Source organism: Arthrobacter sp. E3, assembly GCF_017353415.1.
Taxonomy (GTDB): domain Bacteria; phylum Actinomycetota; class Actinomycetes; order Actinomycetales; family Micrococcaceae; genus Specibacter.
Genome location: NZ_JAFMPX010000013.1, coordinates 20,856 through 37,461, shown reverse-complemented (window position 1 = coordinate 37,461; position 16,606 = coordinate 20,856). Strand labels below are relative to the sequence as shown.

The window sequence follows — 16,606 nt, the reverse complement described above, 5'->3', positions numbered from 1 at the left end:
GGAAGAACCGCCACCGGCGGATTCGACCACTGTTTGTTGCGGGCTGGTTTTCGTTAACCCATGCAAGCGAGGCTAGGGTGAGGAGCGACACGGGGTGCCAGGACAAGAGGTCCGGCTGAGAGAAAACCCGTTGAACCTGCCCGGCTAGAACCGGCGAAGGGATGTCCCATGGCCATGAACACTTTAACAACCACCGCCACAGACGCTATTGAAGACGAAGCAACTGACGGTGTCACTGCACCGGCAGCACCAGTCACCGTAAAACACTCCAGAACCCTGAAACACCCCAGAGTACTGAGCATTGCCGGCTCGGACCCGTCCGGTGGAGCCGGAATCCAGGCAGACATTAAGTCCATCTCGGCCCACGGCGGCTACGCCATGACAGCCATCACCGCCTTGACCGCACAAAACACCCGCGGCGTCACCGGCGTGCACTTTCCCCCGGCTGAGTTCCTGCGCAGCCAGCTCGACGCCGTGTCGGGGGACATCTGCATTGACGCCGTCAAGATCGGCATGCTTGGGAACGCGGAGGTGATGGGCGCGGTAGCCAGCTGGCTGGCGCAGACCCGGCCCGCCGTCGTCGTGCTTGATCCTGTCATGGTGGCAACCAGCGGTGATGCGCTGATGGCCCCGGAAGCCCACAACGCGCTTCTGGAACTGTTGGAGCACGTTGACCTGCTCACTCCCAACATTCCCGAGCTGGCTGCCCTGCTGGGCGAGCCCGAGGCGCAATCATGGGCTGGTGCGGTGGAGCAGGGCAGGGCGCTGGCCGCCACGCACCAGCTCACTGTGCTGGTCAAGGGCGGGCACCTGCCGGGGGCCGAATGCCCCGACGCGCTGGTGGCTCCCGATGGCACAGTCAAGGAGTTCTCCGCAGCGCGGGTGGACACGGCCAACACGCACGGAACCGGCTGTTCGCTTTCGGCTGCTGTGGCAACCCTGCAGGCCCGGACAGGGGACTGGGCAGAGAGTGTGCAGCAGGCCAAGGCGTGGCTGAGCAGAGCCCTGGAGACGTCGGGGGAGTTGCACGTTGGCGCTGGCGCCGGACCGATCAACCACTTGCACGCTTTGTGGGAAACTGCAGCACCCGGTCTTGATTCGTTCAGCCGGGACGTGTGGGAAGACAGCGCACCGCAACGACAGGCCATCTTCGGCCTCGATTTCATCAAGGAGCTGGCCGCCGGCACCCTTGCACACAACCACTTTGCGTACTATCTGGCACAGGACGCACTGTATCTGGGGACGTATTCACGGGTTCTTGCTCGAGCAAGCGCCCTGGCGCCCACCGAAGCAGAACAAATGTTTTGGGCCTCCGGTGCGCAAAACTGTCTAGAGGTGGAGATGTCGCTGCACCGCGACTGGCTGAGTCACCATACCCAGGATTTACTCCAAGGGCCTGTGACGAAGCACTATGTGGACCACCTGCAAGGGGTGGCATTTTCAGGCAGCTACGGGGAAGTGGTAGCTGCCGTGCTGCCCTGCTACTGGCTCTATGCAGAGGTGGGGCGCGTACTTCACGCCGACTACCAGTTGTTTTCCGGCGACCATCCGTACGGTGCGTGGCTGCAGACGTATGCCGACGAGGCTTTTGCACAGGCAACGCAAACCGCTATCACCATCATGGACGCCGCCGCTCGCAGGGGATCGGCGCTGGAACGGCGGGCCATGAAGGTGGCTTTTGCCCAATCAGCACAGTTTGAAGTGGACTTCTTTGCCGCTGCTCACCAGGTGCTGCCACCCAATGAAGCAGCCAGTCAACGAGCCAATTAGCCGTCCAGCCAACCGCCCCATGGACCGGCATAGGTGATTAACGCCACCCATTCCGGAAGAAGAAAACGACGCGGCACGGGTGCAAATGGTAAAAATTTCCAGCTTACGCGCTAAAGTTGCAAAGTGCGGTTTCGCAAGTACCCCAAGATTTTCGGACAAGAGATCATTTTTGCCCGGCCCGATCTAGGGCGCGCAATCAGTCTCATTTGCTCCCGGAGCGAGAATTAGCGTATTCTTGATCTTCGGTGCTTACGCCAATACCTAGGGCAATCACTCCATGGCAGAACTCCATTGAGGTCCACGGCGTTGAGGCACATGCATGCATATCGTTTCGTTCACTTTGAACAGCGGGCGCATGTGGTTGGCAATGATCAATCATGATCATGTCGGCATAAAAACTTTGTAATAACGTCGAGAGAAGTGAGTTCCCCAGTGGTGTACGCGATTGTCCGCGCAGGCGGCCGTCAAGAAAAGGTTTCCGTTGGAGACCACGTGACCATGAACCGCGTCCCCGGTGGAGTCGGCAGCACGCTTGAGCTGCCCGCTCTGCTCCTGGTCGATGGTGAGAAAATCACCACCGCCGCAAAGGACCTGGCTAATGTGAAGGTTACGGCTGAGAAGTTGGAGGACCTCCGCGGTCCGAAGATTGTCATCCAGAAATTCAAGAATAAGACCGGTTACAAGAAGCGTCAGGGCCACCGACAGGAACTGTCGAAGGTCAAGATCACTTCAATCGCTTAATAAGCGCTTCGAACGTCGATCCACTTAGTAACTTTTAGTCAAAAGGCAGGCATTTTCAAATGGCACATAAAAAGGGTGCGAGTTCCACTCGCAACGGTCGTGACTCCAACGCTCAGTACCTTGGCGTCAAGCGCTTCGGTGGTCAGGTTGTCAAGGCGGGCGAAATCATCGTTCGCCAGCGCGGCACACACTTCCACCCCGGCGCAGGCGTCGGTCGCGGCAAGGACGACACATTGTTCGCTCTTGACGCAGGCGCAGTCGAGTTCGGCACGCGTCGTGGACGTCGCGTAGTCAACATCGTTGAAGCTGCGGTCTAATCACCAAAGCTATTCCAGTGGGGCGGGCCGCATGGTCCGCCCCACTGTCTTTTAAAGCAGCTTTACCGGCTTGACTCAGGCCAACGATTACTTGCGGACTAGAATGAGTGCGCAAGGCAAGTTCTATTCAAGGAGATTTCATTGGCCAGCTTTGTTGACCGGGTTGTATTGCATGTATCCGGCGGGACTGGCGGCCATGGCTGCGTCTCCGTGCACAGTGAAAAATTCAAGCCGTTGGGCGGGCCCGACGGCGGCAAGGGCGGCGACGGCGGCAGTGTCATCTTCCGTGTCAGCGACCAGACCACCACCTTGCTTGACTTCCACCACGCTCCCCACCGCCGGGGCGGCAACGGTCAGCCCGGCATGGGTGACTGGCGCGATGGCAAGGACGGCCATTCGTTGATCCTTGAAGTTCCCGATGGCACGGTCATCAAGGACAAGGAAGGTAATGTCCTGGCCGACCTCGTGGGCATCGGCACGGAATACGTCGCTGCCGCGGGTGGCCTGGGCGGGCTCGGCAACAACGCTCTTTCCTCGCTGAAGCGCAAGGCCCCGGGTTTCGCCCTGTTGGGCATCGCAGGCTCAGAGGCCGACATTGTCCTTGAATTGAAGTCCATTGCAGATATTGCCCTAGTGGGTTTCCCGTCCGCCGGCAAGTCCAGCCTCATCGCCGCCATGTCTGCGGCACGGCCCAAGATTGCCGACTACCCCTTCACCACCCTGATCCCCAATCTGGGCGTTGTCCAGGCCGGGGAGGTCCGCTTCACCATGGCCGACGTTCCGGGCCTCATTGAGGGCGCCAGCGAAGGCAAGGGCCTGGGCCATAACTTCCTGCGCCACGTGGAGCGTTGCGCGGCCATTGTGCACGTCCTGGACTGCGCCGCGCTTGAGGCGGACCGCGACCCCATCAGTGACCTGGCCATCATTGAGCGCGAGCTTGACCGGTACGACGTCGACATGAGCTATGCCGGCACCGACGGCGATGTGGTGCCTTTGAATGCACGCCCTCGTCTGGTGGCGCTCAACAAGGTGGATTCCCCCGACGGACGTGACATGGCAGAGTTTGTGCGCGGCGACCTGGAGTCACGCGGCTACCGGGTCTTTGAAGTTTCCGCGGCGAGCCATGAGGGACTGAAGGGGCTCGGCTACGCCATGGCAGAAATTGTCATGGCCGCCCGTCAGCAGATCATTGAGGCCCCGGCCAAGGTGGAACCCGTTGTACTGCGCCCCCGTGCAGTCAACGCCGTGCCCTTCAAGATCGTTCGTGAAGAACGAAACTTGGAGCCCCTGTTCCGTGTCCGTGGAGAGAAGCCCGAGCGGTGGGTTGAGCAGACTGATTTCCAGAACGAGGAAGCCATCGGCTATCTGGCAGACCGATTGGCGAAGGCCGGCGTCGAGAAGGAACTTTTCCGGATGGGTGCCACTCCCGGTGACACAGTTGTCATTGGCGGGGAGCACGGTATGATCTTTGATTGGGAACCCACCATGATGGGTGGCGCCGAACACTTGGCGGCACCGCGCGGCACCGACTTGCGCCTGCTCGATCTGGGAGATCGTCCCACCCGTTCGCAGAAGCGCCAGGAACAGCAGGAGCGCCGCGACGCAAAGGCTGCGGCCCGTGCAGAACTCGAGGCCGAGCGCAAGGCCGGCATCTGGACCGAATCAACCAACCGCCAATCAACCAAAACGCACTTCATTGAAGCCGATTTGGCCGCTGAAGGTGAATCCGCAGAATCGACTACCACTAAGGATCTATGAGCCTGGAAGCATTGACAATTATGGAACATGACCAAGAGCTTTCCCTGCCGGTACGGCAGACTATCGCCACCGCGTCCCGAATCGTGGTGAAGGTCGGGTCGTCCTCCTTGACGTCGCTTGTTGGCGGTATTTCAGAGGAGGCACTGACCCAGCTCGCCGGTGTGCTGGCTGAGCGGCACAAGGCGGGAACGGAGATCATTCTGGTGTCCTCCGGTGCTATCTCGGCAGGTTTGGCACCGTTGGGCCTGGTTCGTAGACCGTATGACCTTGCGACGCAGCAGGCAGCTGCCAGCGTGGGCCAGGGGTTGTTGATGGCTTACTACAACAAGGTCTTTAGTGCCCATGGAGTCATTGCTTCGCAGGTGTTGCTGACAGCCGAAGACCTGGCCAAACGCCGCCAGCATGTCAATGCGCATCGGGCCTTGGAACGATTGCTCAACCTGGGCGTCATTCCCATTGTCAATGAAAACGACACTGTTGCCACCCGTGAGATTCGTTTCGGCGACAATGACCGGCTCGCGGCCCTCGTGGCACACCTCGTCAAGGCAGATGCCCTGTTGTTGCTGTCCGATGTTGACTCCTTGTACGACGGTCCACCCTCGCAAGGGGCCACGCGCATTAGCCAAGTGGACTCACCCGACGACCTTGAAGGGGTCGTCATCGGCACCACTGGCAAGGCCGGGCTGGGCACAGGAGGCATGGCCACGAAGGTACAGGCTGCCATGATTGCAGCCGAAACCGGGATTCCAGCCCTTGTCACCTCCACCGCCCAAGCGGCTGCCGCACTGGCAGGTGAGGACGTGGGAACCTGGTTCGGCGAGAACGGCAACAGACGCTCCGTGCGAATGCTGTGGCTGGCACACCTGGCGGATATCCGCGGGCGTCTGGTACTGGATGACGGCGCTGTCCGGGCAGTCACCGAACGGAACAAGTCCGTGCTGCCAGCAGGAATCACCGCCGTCAGCGGAGAATTTGTTGCCGGAGACGCCGTCGAGATCTGTGATTCACACGGGAACGTGTTTGCCCACGGACTGGTCAACTTCCGTAATTCCGACCTGCCGCAGATGCTGGGCCACTCAACCAAGAACCTGGCAAAAGTCATGGGCCAGCAATTCGAGCGTGAAGTGGTCCATGTTGATGACTTGGTGATCCTGAGCGTTTAGCGCTTAGCTGACCGAGGCCTGCGTCACAGCGACGCAGGTCTCGGTGCCCTAGACTTGATGGATGACCGAACCGATTGTAAAAGTAAATATTTCCGCTGAAGTTCAGGCCATCACCGAGCGTGCCCGCCGAGCTTCCCGCCGCATGGCCGGAGCCAACCGTGCCTGGAAAGACAAAGGCCTGCGGGCCATTGCCAAGTCGCTTTTGGAACACCAAGATGCCATCCTTGCAGCCAACGCCAAGGATGTGGCAGCAGGCCACGAAAACGGAACTTCACTACCACTGCTCGATCGCCTCACACTGACCAAGGTCCGCGTCCAGGGGCTGGCCGACGCATTGGAAAACCTTGCCAGCCTTCCAGACCCCGTAGGCAACGTGGTCCGTGGACAGACTCTGCCCAACGGCCTGCGCATGCGCCAAATCAACGTCCCCATGGGTGTGGTTGCCGCCATCTACGAAGCACGTCCCAACGTTACCGTTGATATTGCCGGCCTTGCCCTCAAGAGCGGCAACGCCGTGATCCTGCGCGGTGGGAGCGCAGCTGCCCACACCAACAAGGCTTTGCTCGGCCTATTGCGCGAGGCCCTTGACGCTGTGGGCCTGCCAGCAGACGCCGTCCAGTCCGTGGACCAGTTCGGCCGTGAAGGCGCCAACCTCATCATGAAGGCGCGAGGCTCCGTCGACGTGTTGATTCCCCGCGGCGGACGTGAGCTGATCCAGACGGTGGTGAACAATTCTGCCGTTCCTGTCATTGAAACGGGTGAAGGCAACGTGCATATCTTCATCGACAGCAGTGCCGAAGAGGAAATGAGCGTCAACATCCTGCTGAACGCGAAAACACACCGCCCCAGCGTGTGCAACACAGTGGAGACGCTGTTGGTCCACAAAGATGCGACTGTTCTTCCAGCAGTACTCAAAGCACTGTCGAAGGCGGGAGTTCGCCTGCACGTCGATGAGCGTGTACAGGCTGTTCTGCCAGCAGGAGTCACGGCAGTGCCGGCCACGGATGAGGACTGGGCTACCGAATACATGGACCTTGACCTGGCCGTGAAGATGGTCGATTCCATGCCGGACGCCATCGCCCACATCCGCACTTGGAGCACAGGCCACACGGAAGCGATCGTGACGAACAACTTGGCCAATGCTGAAAAGTTCATTGCTGAAATTGATTCGGCCGCAGTCATTGTGAATGCGAGCACTCGTTTCACCGACGGCGGCGAGCTGGGCCTCGGGGCCGAAGTCGGTATTTCCACGCAAAAACTGCATGCTCGCGGGCCCATGGGCCTGACAGAGTTGACCACCACCAAATGGATTGTGCAAGGCGAAGGTCAGGTCCGGGGCTGAATTCGGCCCGTCGGTGTGCCAGTGTACGTCGATTGCACGTACCATTAGAAAAGAATTCAAGTGATAGACGGTTCGGTCGCGGTTACACTGCCGCCCGGCCACGCACCCTAGGGGAGAAATAATGCTGACCCAGCTTGCAGGAGTCGTACTGGCTGCCGCAGAGGAACATGACCTTGCGCCGTTGATCGCACCCCCGTTCGTGATTGGCGGGGCAATGCTCGCAGCGCTGCTGCTGTTGATGTTCGTCACGGTCTCATTCATGAACTTGGGCAACCGACACGCGGCAGTCGAAGCTTCCGAGGACCCGCACCGCCAGCACACGAACAAGCACTTGCACGGTGACGATTCGGCGTCCTCCAATCACTGAGCAAACACCCTTGGCGCCTTCGGTTGAAAGCGCCAAGGGTCGTCTGCGTGTTGGGGTCATGGGTGGAACGTTCGACCCAATCCACCATGGTCACCTTGTCGCAGCCAGTGAGGTTGCGAGTGTCTTTAAGCTTGACGAAGTTATCTTCGTGCCCACGGGTGAACCGTGGCAGAAAGCCAAGAACCAGGTTAGCGCCGCTGAACACAGGTATTTGATGACAGTCATTGCCACCGCAGCAAACCCCCAGTTCACCGTGAGCCGTGTGGACATTGACAGGCCCGGCCCCACCTTCACGATCGACACATTGCGCGACTTGCGCAGGATGCGTCCTGAGGCGGATTTGTTTTTTATCACCGGAGCCGATGCCATGGCACAGATCATGTCGTGGAAAGACAGCGACGAGCTGTGGGATCTGGCCCATTTTGTTGGTGTAACCCGTCCCGGGCATGTCCTCGATGACAGGGGGCGCACCGATGTAAGTTTGTTGGAAGTGCCCGCCATGTCAATCTCGTCCACTGATTGCAGGATGCGGGTGGCGGAGCACAATCCCGTCTGGTACTTGGTGCCTGACGGAGTCGTACAATACATTGCCAAATATGGTCTCTACCTACAACCCGCCACGAATGCCCTTGCAGGGATCGTGCCGGTAACTTCGAGAACCGAAGATTTCCAGAACCGAATGAGTGAGTGATGAGCAAGGAAACGGAGCCGATTCGCAGCCGCAGGGAACCGCGTGCGCAGTCGGCCAAATCAAGCGGCGCCACGGGACAGCCGCTGAAGCCCGGCACCGCCACGCCCAAAAGCGCCGCTGGTCCCCAAAACGCTGCTGCACGTAAGACTGGCGCCGGTCCTCAAAACGCGGCTACACCCAAAACCGCCTCTGCCACGGCCAAGACCGGAGCCGCTGCGCGTAACACTGCTGCTGCGCCCAAAACCGGCGCTGCCACCGCCAAGACCGGAGCCGGTGAGCGTGAAACTGGCGCTGCTGCACCCAAGCTCGGCGCTGTTGCGCCCAAGCCCGGGTCTGCCACGGCTAAGACCGGAGCCGCTGCGCGTAAAACTGCTGTTGCGACCAAAACCGGCGCTGCCACGGCCAAGACCGGAGCCGCTGCGCGTAGAAGTGGCGCTGCTACACCCAAAACTGGGTCTGCTGCACCCAAAACTGGCGCTGCTGCGGCCAAGACCGGAGCCGCTGCGCGTAGAAGTGGCGCTGCTGCACCCAAAACCGGCGCTGCTGCGCGTAAAACTGGCGTTGCTGCCGTTCAGGCTTCGGCTGGTGAATCCACGACAGGTCCCGCGGTCCCCGCCTCCGCGGTCTCACCAGCCACTGCAGGGCAGGTGGAACCGACCACCCAGTCGGATAGAGGAGCAGTACCGGTAGAACGGCAGTCCCAAACGGGTGGACGCGAAAGAGCAGCCCAGAGCTCCTACAAGAAGCTCCTCGACGCGGAACCTGCGGCGCTACCCGGACAGGGCACTGGACAGCAGGCAGAAGCCAGCACGGCAGTTCCGGGGGGCCAGGGAAGCAGCCCGCTGTTGGGGCCCTTCGCTCACCGCCGCACTGGCCGCCGCGCTTCGTCCGGTGCCGTGGATGCTCCCTCATCAGTGGCACGCGGTTCGGGCCGTGCCGGCGCGCATGGTAGCAATCAGGCGCCGGGGACAACCATCCCCACATCCGAGGAATTGACGGTCGTGGCAGCGCAGCGGGAAGACAGTGGCCGTGCCGCCGTTCTCAACCAGCGGGCCGAGGCCCGTGAACGGCTGGGGCAGGAGAATGCCAGGAACCGACGGCCGACCCCCGACCCCACGGCGACCGACAACCTGGCCATGGTCACTCCGCTGGAATTTATCCAGGTGCCCGGCATCGACCGGTCCGTGATGCGCCCGCCTGCAACAACGCATGTGCCGATCGTCACCCAGTCAATGCGTCAGCAAACCGCCGGGCCCAGGAAACCGCTGCCCCGTTCGGCGGGAAAATCGGCACCCATAAGCACCTCGAATGTAGGGACAGCGGCCTACACCGCTGCCGCCGCAACGGAGCCGCTCGGTGCTCACCCCGCACAAGTACCTGAACCACAGGTGCAGCGCACAACGGCCAAGCATAAGAGCGAGGTAACCAGCACCGTGGTTCCCACCACGAGTACTGAACGTTCTGAAGCAGTCCCGGCATCAGAATCCGTCCACAGCCCCAGTCACGGTAAACGTGTACTTACGGGCGGGCACCCAACCGCGGGCTCCGCCGTCGGACCTGTGGCCGTGGCACCCGCTGAAGCAGCTGCCGCAACGCCTGCCCCAGTGCGCGCCGAGATGCACCGGTCGCAGATGCCCCCGATGCCAGCCGACTATGCTCATGGACTTGAGCCGCTGGATGCAATGACGGCAGGGCTGCGGCGTACCCAGCGTAATCGGCGGCTGCAGTGGGGAAGCCTCATTGTTGGCGGCGCTGCCCTGGTTGTGGGCGTCATCTTTCTCATCACATCTCTTACACGCTAAATTTTTTACCAATCAAAGGAAACAGTAGTGACGGCAACAGAACAGTCAATTGAACTTGCACGCGCAGCAGCACGTGCGGCATCGGACAAGCTGGCCCTGAATGTAACAGCCATTGATGTCAGCGACCGCTTGGCCATCACGGATATTTTCTTCATCGCATCGGCGGAAACCGAGCGTCAGGTCAACGCCATTGTGGACGGGATCGAAGACGAGCTGCACAAGTTTGACTTGCGCCCCGTACGTCGCGAAGGACGTTCAGGAGGCCGCTGGGTGCTGCTGGACTACGCCGACATCGTGGTTCACGTCCAGCATGAGGAAGACAGGGTCTTTTACGCTCTGGAACGCCTGTACGGAGACTGCCCTGTCATCGACCTGCAGCTGGGCGAGCTCGACCCGTCGGCGAAGCCGGCCGGTGCCTCCGCTGCCGCCGGAGCTGACGCTGAGCCCGTGACTGCGGCAGGCACTGAGACCGACGTCCCGGCCAACGCTCAGGCCAACAAGAACTAATCCCTGCAAAGGGCTCTGGAACGGATACTTCCCTTGATGGCTGGAATTGAACCAGAACACTCGGTCCTGCAGTCCGCCGGAACGCGGCGACGGGTGATCTTTTGGCGCCACGGACGCACCGCCTGGAATGCTGCGCGGCGCTTTCAAGGCCAAACAGACATTCCGCTGGATGAGGTGGGTGTTTCACAAGCCAGTCGTGCCGCAGCGTTGTTGGCGGGAAAGCTGGTTCGCAACAATGCTCAGCTGAACGTGCAGATCCTTTCCTCCGACTTGGGTAGGGCCTATGCCACCGCTCAGGAGCTCGCAACCCTGATGGGCAGTGAGGTTCTGGTGGATCCCCGCCTGCGTGAAACGTATGGCGGGGAGTGGGAGGGCAGGACGTTCGATGACATCATCGAACACTTCCCGGACGACATTGCCTTGTGGCAGAAGGATGAGCCGGGTGTGCGTGCAGGCGGCGGGGAGACCCGCGTGGAGGTGGCCCAGCGCATGGTTGAGGCCATCTTGGAGAAAGCCGAGGATATGCCCGACGGCGGCACTCTGGTGGTCACCACCCATGGGGGAGCCACACGCGTGGCACTGGCAAAACTGTTGGGCCTGCCGGAGGAGCTGTGGCGGGCCATGTCCGGGCTGTCCAACTGCCATTGGTCAGTGGTTGAAGCTGCCCAAACTGACCCCAACAATGACGGAATGGGCATCTGGCGCCTGCTTGAACACAATGTTGGAACTCTTCCAGAACCGTACGAACTACCCGAAGACTTAGCCGAACCCGTTGAGGATTAGACAAGCTTTAAAGCCCGATTTGGCAGGTGGGTGAAACGTGTTCTAGGATAGACAAGTTGTTCCGGCCAAGACCGATTGGTCAAGGCTGGAGGAACAGTTTGGGGCTGTGGCGCAGCTGGTAGCGCACCTGCATGGCATGCAGGGGGTCAGGGGTTCGAGTCCCCTCAGCTCCACCAAACCGACCGGAATGCTGAAACAGCAGCCGGTGGTTACAACTTAATAATGTCTTTGGGGCTGTGGCGCAGCTGGTAGCGCACCTGCATGGCATGCAGGGGGTCAGGGGTTCGAGTCCCCTCAGCTCCACCAAAGAAAAAAGTCCGGTCATCCTACCCATGGATGGCCGGACTTTTTGCTGCCTTCACGACTTCGCAGTTCAGCGGCGGTATGCGGAACGGTGGTGCCGAAACGCAAGGAGCGGTAGCCTCTGCCCTAGGACTCATGCGCTCGGGTTTGCGGGCGCACGGTAATTTTGAAGAAAGCCGAAAAATGTTGAAACTTTGCAACGATGTGCGTGCACCGCAGGGTGTGGCATGATCCCGGGGCCGGAAGCGGCGTTCCACGGTGGCGAGCCCCACCGGCCAGAGCTCGCCCAACGGCTCAATTGGCTTCGCGCTGGCATTTTAGGGGCTAACGACGGGATTGTTTCCGTCGCCGCAATTGTGGTGGGTGTGGCTGGGGTGAGCACTAGCACCGGCCCCATCCTGACGGCAGGAGTGGCGGGGCTTGTTGGTGGCGCGGTTTCCATGGCGTTGGGAGAATATGTCTCCGTCAGCAGCCAAAGGGACAGCCAGCACGCGCTGATTGAAAAGGAGCGGACCGAGCTTGCCGAGCAGCCCGAAGAGGAACTGGCGGAACTGGCCGCCATGTACCAGGCAAAAGGGTTGAGCCCGGCAACGGCCCTGAACGTGGCGGAGGAGCTGACGGCCCACGATGCCCTGTCGGCGCACCTTTCCATTGAAATGAACATTGACCAGGACGACGTCGTCAGTGCCTGGTCCGCGGCACTGGCATCTGCCGTGGCGTTCACGCTGGGTGCCATCCTGCCGCTGTTGGCCATCCTTCTTCCGCCGCCGTCTTTGCGCGTCCCCGTTACGTTCGTGGCCGTCATTGTGGCACTGGGACTGACCGGGTGGTTCGGAGCCTACCTTGGCGGCAGCAACAGAGGGCGTGCAGCAGTCCGTGTGGTGGTGGGAGGTGCGCTGGCACTGGCCGCCACATTCATCATCGGAAACGTGCTGGGAGCCAGCGGCATGGTTGGCTGACCTGTGAAGCCGCGATGTTGACTATTCGAAGGATGACCGGCGAGGATCCGACACGGGAGTCTTCCAAATGTCCGGCCTGGTCACAGGGAAGCTGCGGCCGCTCAAACTCAGGGAATCGATCCGGATCAGATGTGCCTTCGTCCCTCCCTGCCATGGCTCCAGCGGAAGTGCATTGGCGGCAGAGACCTCCACAGGGTGCGTGATTTCCCTGGCCGTTCCGCGCAGCACTACGCTCCATGCATGCTCGCTGCTGTCGTCGTACCCGTCAATCTCCAGCGCAACCAACGCCTGGTCAATGGTTCCCTGGAGCTTGGTTCCGCCAGCGGTACGGAACACCACATGGCCGTTGCCCACCGCATAGTTGAGCGGAAAAATATCCGGATGCCCATCCACCACGACGGCGAGCCGTCCAACAACATGGGACTTGAGCAAGTCCCAGCATTCGGCCTTTTCCAACTTGTCAACGCGCGGGTGCTCCGTATGGTTCATACGCTCGAGGCTACAGGTATTTATGTGGGCACGGCAGAGCGGGACTTGGCAGTGGCAGGCCGGGAAGGCTGGAAGACCGGCAGTGCAGGAAAATGGGACAATGGTGCCGTGTCCATTCCAAACAACGCGCCGCTTGCTGCGCCAAACCCGCCAGCAGAGCCCGCCGCCCGCAGCTACGAAGCTGTGCTGGAGAGTATTGAAGACGAACTCAAGGCTGGGCGGATCAAGGTGGGGGACCAGTTGCCGGGCGAGCGTGCACTGGCCCTGAAACACGGTATTTCCAGGGCGTCTGTGCGTGATGCCATCCGTGTCCTTGATGCCATGGGGGTAGTTCGCACCGCTGCTGGTTCGGGACCGCGGTCAGGGGCTGTGGTCATTGCCAATCCCAGTGCGGGGCTGGCTTCCACTTTGCGTCTGCACATGGCCACCAACCATTTTCCGGTTGCTGACATTGTGCAGACCCGCATCATGATGGAAACGTGGGCGGCCGGGGAGGCTGCGATCCAGCCACGCGACCACGATCAAGAGACAGCGTTGGGCTCCTTGCTCACGGCCATGGCTGATCCTCAACTGGACAGGGAGGAATTCCACGTCCTCGACGCGGCCTTCCACGTGCAGCTCAGTGCACTGGCCGGCAATGCCGTCATCACCGCCATGATGGAATCCCTGCGTTCAGCGATCCAGGGCTACGTCAGTGCCGCCATCGACAGTGACGAGCGGTGGGCGAGAATCGTCCCCACGCTGCGTGCACAGCATGATCAGATATTTGCTGCCGTCCTGGAGCACGACGGCGCCCGCGCAGCCCAGGAGCTCAGGGGCCACATTGAGTGGTTCCACGAGCAGACACGGCCCCTGCGATGAGGTGCCCCTGCCAAAGTGGCGAGAGTTACGAACATTGCTGTGCCAAGTTCATCACGAGCCTGGGCACAGCCCAGCAGTTGTACCCGCCCACAGCGGAGGCGCTGATGCGCTCACGCTTCAGCGCCTTTGCCGTGGGGGGTGCCAGCTACCTCCTGCATACCTGGCACCCCTCCACCCGGCCTGCTTGCCTCGAGCTTGATCCTGACCAGCAGTGGTATTTGCTGGAAATCCTTGGCACCAGTGGTGGCGGGTTGTTTGACACCCAGGGAGTTGTCAGCTTCCGGGCCCACTACCGCTCCGCGGCAAACCGCAAGCTGAAGGATTCATTGACCGAAACCAGCAGCTTTGTCCGTGAAGAACGGCAATGGCTCTATATGGAGGCGTTGGAACTGCTTTAGTTTGGCCAGTCCTAGTACTCCTGGGTTGCCGGTCCGGGTTCTGACGGCGGCGGGTCAATCTCCGTCTTGCGGGCGGCCAGTTCCTCCCGGTCGGCCAGAATGCGGCGCGCATGCAGGATGTCCCCGATGAACCAGTCGTACACCAGGATGCCGATGACGCCGCCAATGAGCGGGCCCACTATGGGAACCCAGAAGTACCAGCTGAACGCCCCTGGGACTCCGGTGATGGTGCCCGGCATGGCCACCTCACCCCAACCGGCCATCCACGCAAAGACGCGTGGGCCAAAGTCACGGGCCGGATTGATGGCATATCCGGCGTTGGCGCCAAAGGACATGCCGATCGCGGCGACAGCGAAACCGATTATGAGCGGGCCAAGGTTGGCCTTGACCGCCAAGTTGCGCATGTCGATAATCGCGGCGATCAAGATGATCAGGAACGCGGTTCCAACAATTTGGTCAATCAACGGCACGGTCAGGTTGCCCTTGAAGTACGGGGCAGGGAACGTGGCGAAGATGGAAAACGTAGCCAGGCCCCCTGCTTCATTCCGTTGGGTTTTGGACGCCGCATTGAACGCATCGATGGCATTGAAATACACCACGTACAGAAGTGCTGCGGCGGCAAAGGCACCTACCACCTGGGCTACGACGTAAGGTATGACCTTGTTCCAAGCAAACTTCCGCCGAACGGCGAACGCCAAGGTGACCGCCGGGTTCAGGTGAGCCCCGGTCACTCCGCCGGCAACGTAAACGCCGAGGGCGACGGCGAACGCCCAACCCCATGTGATGAGCAGCCAGTCCCCAGCAGCGGCAAAGATGGTGGTGTCGGTGGCTGCGCGGCCGCTGCCTGGCAGGGCCGCGACGGCCATGGCGACGACTCCGTCGCCAAAACAAATCAAAACGAAGGTGCCGAGGAATTCCGCAAGCATTTCTCCCCACACACCACCAACGCGCTTTAACCCGCTGCCTTCGCGAATTCCTCTTCGCAACGGCGTAATTTCACTCATGTGAATCATCCTTCCAGTCGTCAATGACGGCGACGTATCTGTGACTGAGGTGACTGCCACAAGTATACGACTGCCGTGACCCCTGTCACCAGAGACGGGGACAAGGTCACGGGGAGCCGGGTGCGGTCGCGAAAACCCGCCCTGTAGAGTAGCCCGGTGGAGGATAACAACAGCACTTGCGGCCCCGACTTCGACTTCGGGCAACTGCGTAGATTTCCCGACATTGAGGCAGCAAACTTGTTTGCCCACGACGCCACCGATGAACTGATCCTCAACGAAGCAGCCGCAGCGTTGGCCCGGACAGGCAGCGGCCCCGGAAATGGTGTGGTCGTTGTGGTGGGAGACCGCTACGGGGCCTTGACGTTGGCTGCGGCAACCCTTCACGGGCTGCGCGGGCTGCGGGTGCACCAGGACGGACTGTCCGGGGAGCGGGCCCTTGCCGCCAATGCCGCACGGCTGGACTTGGCCGGTGCCTACACCAGCGGACCCTTGGATGGCAGCCTATTTGCCGGTGCACGCGTGGTGCTGTGGCAATTGCCGCGCAGCCTGGAGGAAGTTGCCGAAGTGGCTGAGCTGATCAGTGCCCATGCCGACCCGGACGTGCAGATCTTTGCAGGCGGGCGCATCAAGCACATGACCGTCGCCATGAACACCGTCCTGTCACGACATTTCTCCTCCGTCACGGCCGGGCGGGCATGGCGAAAGTCCCGCCCACTGTTCGTCAGCGTTCCGCTCAAGGAGGGCCCGGCGTCGAGCTTCCCGCGGTGTGAGTTCCACGAGGAGCTGGGCCTGTGGTTGTGTGCGCATGGGGCCACCTTCGGCGGCACCAAGGTTGATGTGGGAACAAGGTTCCTGCTGGAGTACATACCGGCGATGCGCCAAGATACCGAAACCGCCATCGATTTGGGAGCTGGCAACGGCACCATCGCGTCGGCCCTGGCCAAAGCCCGGCCCGGACTGCACATTTCCGCCACCGACCAGTCAGCTGCTGCGGTGGCGTCAACGCTGGCCACTGCAAAGGCCAACGGGCTGCAGGACCAAATTGAGGTGATTCGCGACGACGCGCTGTCCAGTTTCCCAGCGGGTTCGGCCGGACTGATCGTGCTCAACCCGCCCTTCCACGTTGGGGCCACAGTCCATGCCGGCATCGCGCTGAAGCTGTTTGCCGCAGCCGCCCGGGTGCTGGCTCCAGGCGGGGAATTGTGGTGCGTTTACAACCGTCACCTGGACTACAAGCAGGTGCTGTCCAAGATTGTGGGTCCCACCCGTGTGGAGGGGCGCAACAGCAAGTTCACGGTGACCGTGTCCACGAGGGTGGCAGGCCCCGCAGCGGAAACGGACTGAGTCGAAG

At 61.1% G+C, this 16,606-nt stretch carries 16 protein-coding genes, 2 tRNA genes, 1 pseudogene and 1 riboswitch; of the genes and pseudogenes, 17 read left to right on the top strand and 2 right to left on the bottom strand.

Going from position 1 to position 16,606, the window contains the following annotated elements:
* The first annotated feature begins 80 nt into the window (after positions 1–80).
* Positions 81–179, top strand: a riboswitch (TPP riboswitch).
* The 14 genes and pseudogenes from thiD to JMA46_RS07660 all read left to right on the top strand — a co-directional run bounded on the left by thiD (position 175) and on the right by JMA46_RS07660 (position 12,503).
* Positions 175–1,770, top strand: a complete 1,596-nt coding sequence (gene thiD / locus JMA46_RS07725; protein WP_207344762.1) for a bifunctional hydroxymethylpyrimidine kinase/phosphomethylpyrimidine kinase — start codon at positions 175–177, stop codon at positions 1,768–1,770. It overlaps the preceding riboswitch by 5 nt.
* 432 nt (positions 1,771–2,202) lie before the next feature.
* Positions 2,203–2,511, top strand: a complete 309-nt coding sequence (gene rplU / locus JMA46_RS07720) for a 50S ribosomal protein L21 (protein ID WP_062006778.1) — start codon at positions 2,203–2,205, stop codon at positions 2,509–2,511.
* A gap of 59 nt (positions 2,512–2,570) precedes the next feature.
* On the top strand, positions 2,571–2,828 hold the full coding sequence (gene rpmA / locus JMA46_RS07715) for a 50S ribosomal protein L27 (RefSeq protein WP_207344761.1): 258 nt from the start codon (positions 2,571–2,573) through the stop codon (positions 2,826–2,828).
* A gap of 141 nt (positions 2,829–2,969) precedes the next feature.
* Positions 2,970–4,586: a GTPase ObgE gene (gene obgE, locus JMA46_RS07710; RefSeq protein ID WP_207344760.1), complete on the top strand. Its 1,617-nt coding sequence runs from the start codon at positions 2,970–2,972 to the stop codon at positions 4,584–4,586.
* Positions 4,583–5,749, top strand: a complete 1,167-nt coding sequence (proB, locus tag JMA46_RS07705) for a glutamate 5-kinase (RefSeq protein WP_207344759.1) — start codon at positions 4,583–4,585, stop codon at positions 5,747–5,749. Before obgE ends, proB begins: the two co-directional genes overlap by 4 nt.
* 61 nt (positions 5,750–5,810) lie before the next feature.
* Positions 5,811–7,091, top strand: coding sequence for a glutamate-5-semialdehyde dehydrogenase (locus JMA46_RS07700; protein ID WP_207344758.1), 1,281 nt, complete (start codon positions 5,811–5,813; stop codon positions 7,089–7,091).
* A gap of 121 nt (positions 7,092–7,212) precedes the next feature.
* Positions 7,213–7,458, top strand: coding sequence for a hypothetical protein (locus tag JMA46_RS07695; protein ID WP_207344757.1), 246 nt, complete (start codon positions 7,213–7,215; stop codon positions 7,456–7,458).
* A gap of 10 nt (positions 7,459–7,468) precedes the next feature.
* Positions 7,469–8,149 carry a nicotinate-nucleotide adenylyltransferase gene (nadD, locus tag JMA46_RS07690; protein WP_282099569.1) on the top strand — a complete coding sequence of 227 codons (681 nt, stop codon included), beginning with the start codon at positions 7,469–7,471 and terminating at the stop codon, positions 8,147–8,149.
* Positions 8,149–9,951, top strand: coding sequence for a hypothetical protein (locus JMA46_RS07685; RefSeq protein ID WP_207344756.1), 1,803 nt, complete (start codon positions 8,149–8,151; stop codon positions 9,949–9,951). Before nadD ends, JMA46_RS07685 begins: the two co-directional genes overlap by 1 nt.
* A 27-nt stretch (positions 9,952–9,978) precedes the next feature.
* Positions 9,979–10,356 (top strand): annotated as a pseudogene (gene rsfS, locus JMA46_RS07680) (ribosome silencing factor); the annotation flags it as partial.
* 138 nt (positions 10,357–10,494) lie between these two features.
* Positions 10,495–11,241, top strand: a complete 747-nt coding sequence (locus tag JMA46_RS07675; RefSeq protein WP_207344754.1) for a histidine phosphatase family protein — start codon at positions 10,495–10,497, stop codon at positions 11,239–11,241.
* Between the two features lie 100 nt (positions 11,242–11,341).
* Positions 11,342–11,417 (top strand) — tRNA-Ala (locus tag JMA46_RS07670).
* Positions 11,418–11,471: 54 nt separating this feature from the next.
* A tRNA-Ala gene (locus JMA46_RS07665) sits at positions 11,472–11,547 on the top strand.
* A 224-nt stretch (positions 11,548–11,771) separates the two neighbouring features.
* Entirely contained in the window at positions 11,772–12,503 is a 732-nt protein-coding gene (locus tag JMA46_RS07660; RefSeq protein WP_207344753.1) for a VIT family protein, read from the top strand.
* Between the two features lie 21 nt (positions 12,504–12,524).
* Here JMA46_RS07660 and JMA46_RS07655 read toward each other — a convergent pair whose 3' ends face one another.
* Positions 12,525–12,992: a pyridoxamine 5'-phosphate oxidase family protein gene (locus tag JMA46_RS07655; protein WP_207344752.1), complete on the bottom strand. Its 468-nt coding sequence runs from the start codon at positions 12,990–12,992 to the stop codon at positions 12,525–12,527.
* Between JMA46_RS07655 and JMA46_RS07650 the strand changes: the two genes are divergently transcribed.
* Both JMA46_RS07650 and JMA46_RS07645 read left to right on the top strand, forming a co-directional pair.
* Entirely contained in the window at positions 12,984–13,853 is an 870-nt protein-coding gene (locus tag JMA46_RS07650) for an FCD domain-containing protein (protein ID WP_207344751.1), read from the top strand. The genes JMA46_RS07655 and JMA46_RS07650 overlap by 9 nt on opposite strands.
* A gap of 77 nt (positions 13,854–13,930) precedes the next feature.
* Positions 13,931–14,251, top strand: coding sequence for a YchJ family metal-binding protein (locus JMA46_RS07645; protein WP_348770089.1), 321 nt, complete (start codon positions 13,931–13,933; stop codon positions 14,249–14,251).
* Between the two features lie 11 nt (positions 14,252–14,262).
* On the opposite strand, the gene JMA46_RS07640 is transcribed toward JMA46_RS07645, so the two are convergent.
* Positions 14,263–15,255, bottom strand: a complete 993-nt coding sequence (locus JMA46_RS07640) for an MIP/aquaporin family protein (RefSeq protein ID WP_207344749.1) — start codon at positions 15,253–15,255, stop codon at positions 14,263–14,265.
* 156 nt (positions 15,256–15,411) lie between these two features.
* Between JMA46_RS07640 and JMA46_RS07635 the strand changes: the two genes are divergently transcribed.
* Positions 15,412–16,599, top strand: coding sequence for a methyltransferase (locus JMA46_RS07635; protein WP_207344748.1), 1,188 nt, complete (start codon positions 15,412–15,414; stop codon positions 16,597–16,599).
* Positions 16,600–16,606 lie beyond the last annotated feature (7 nt).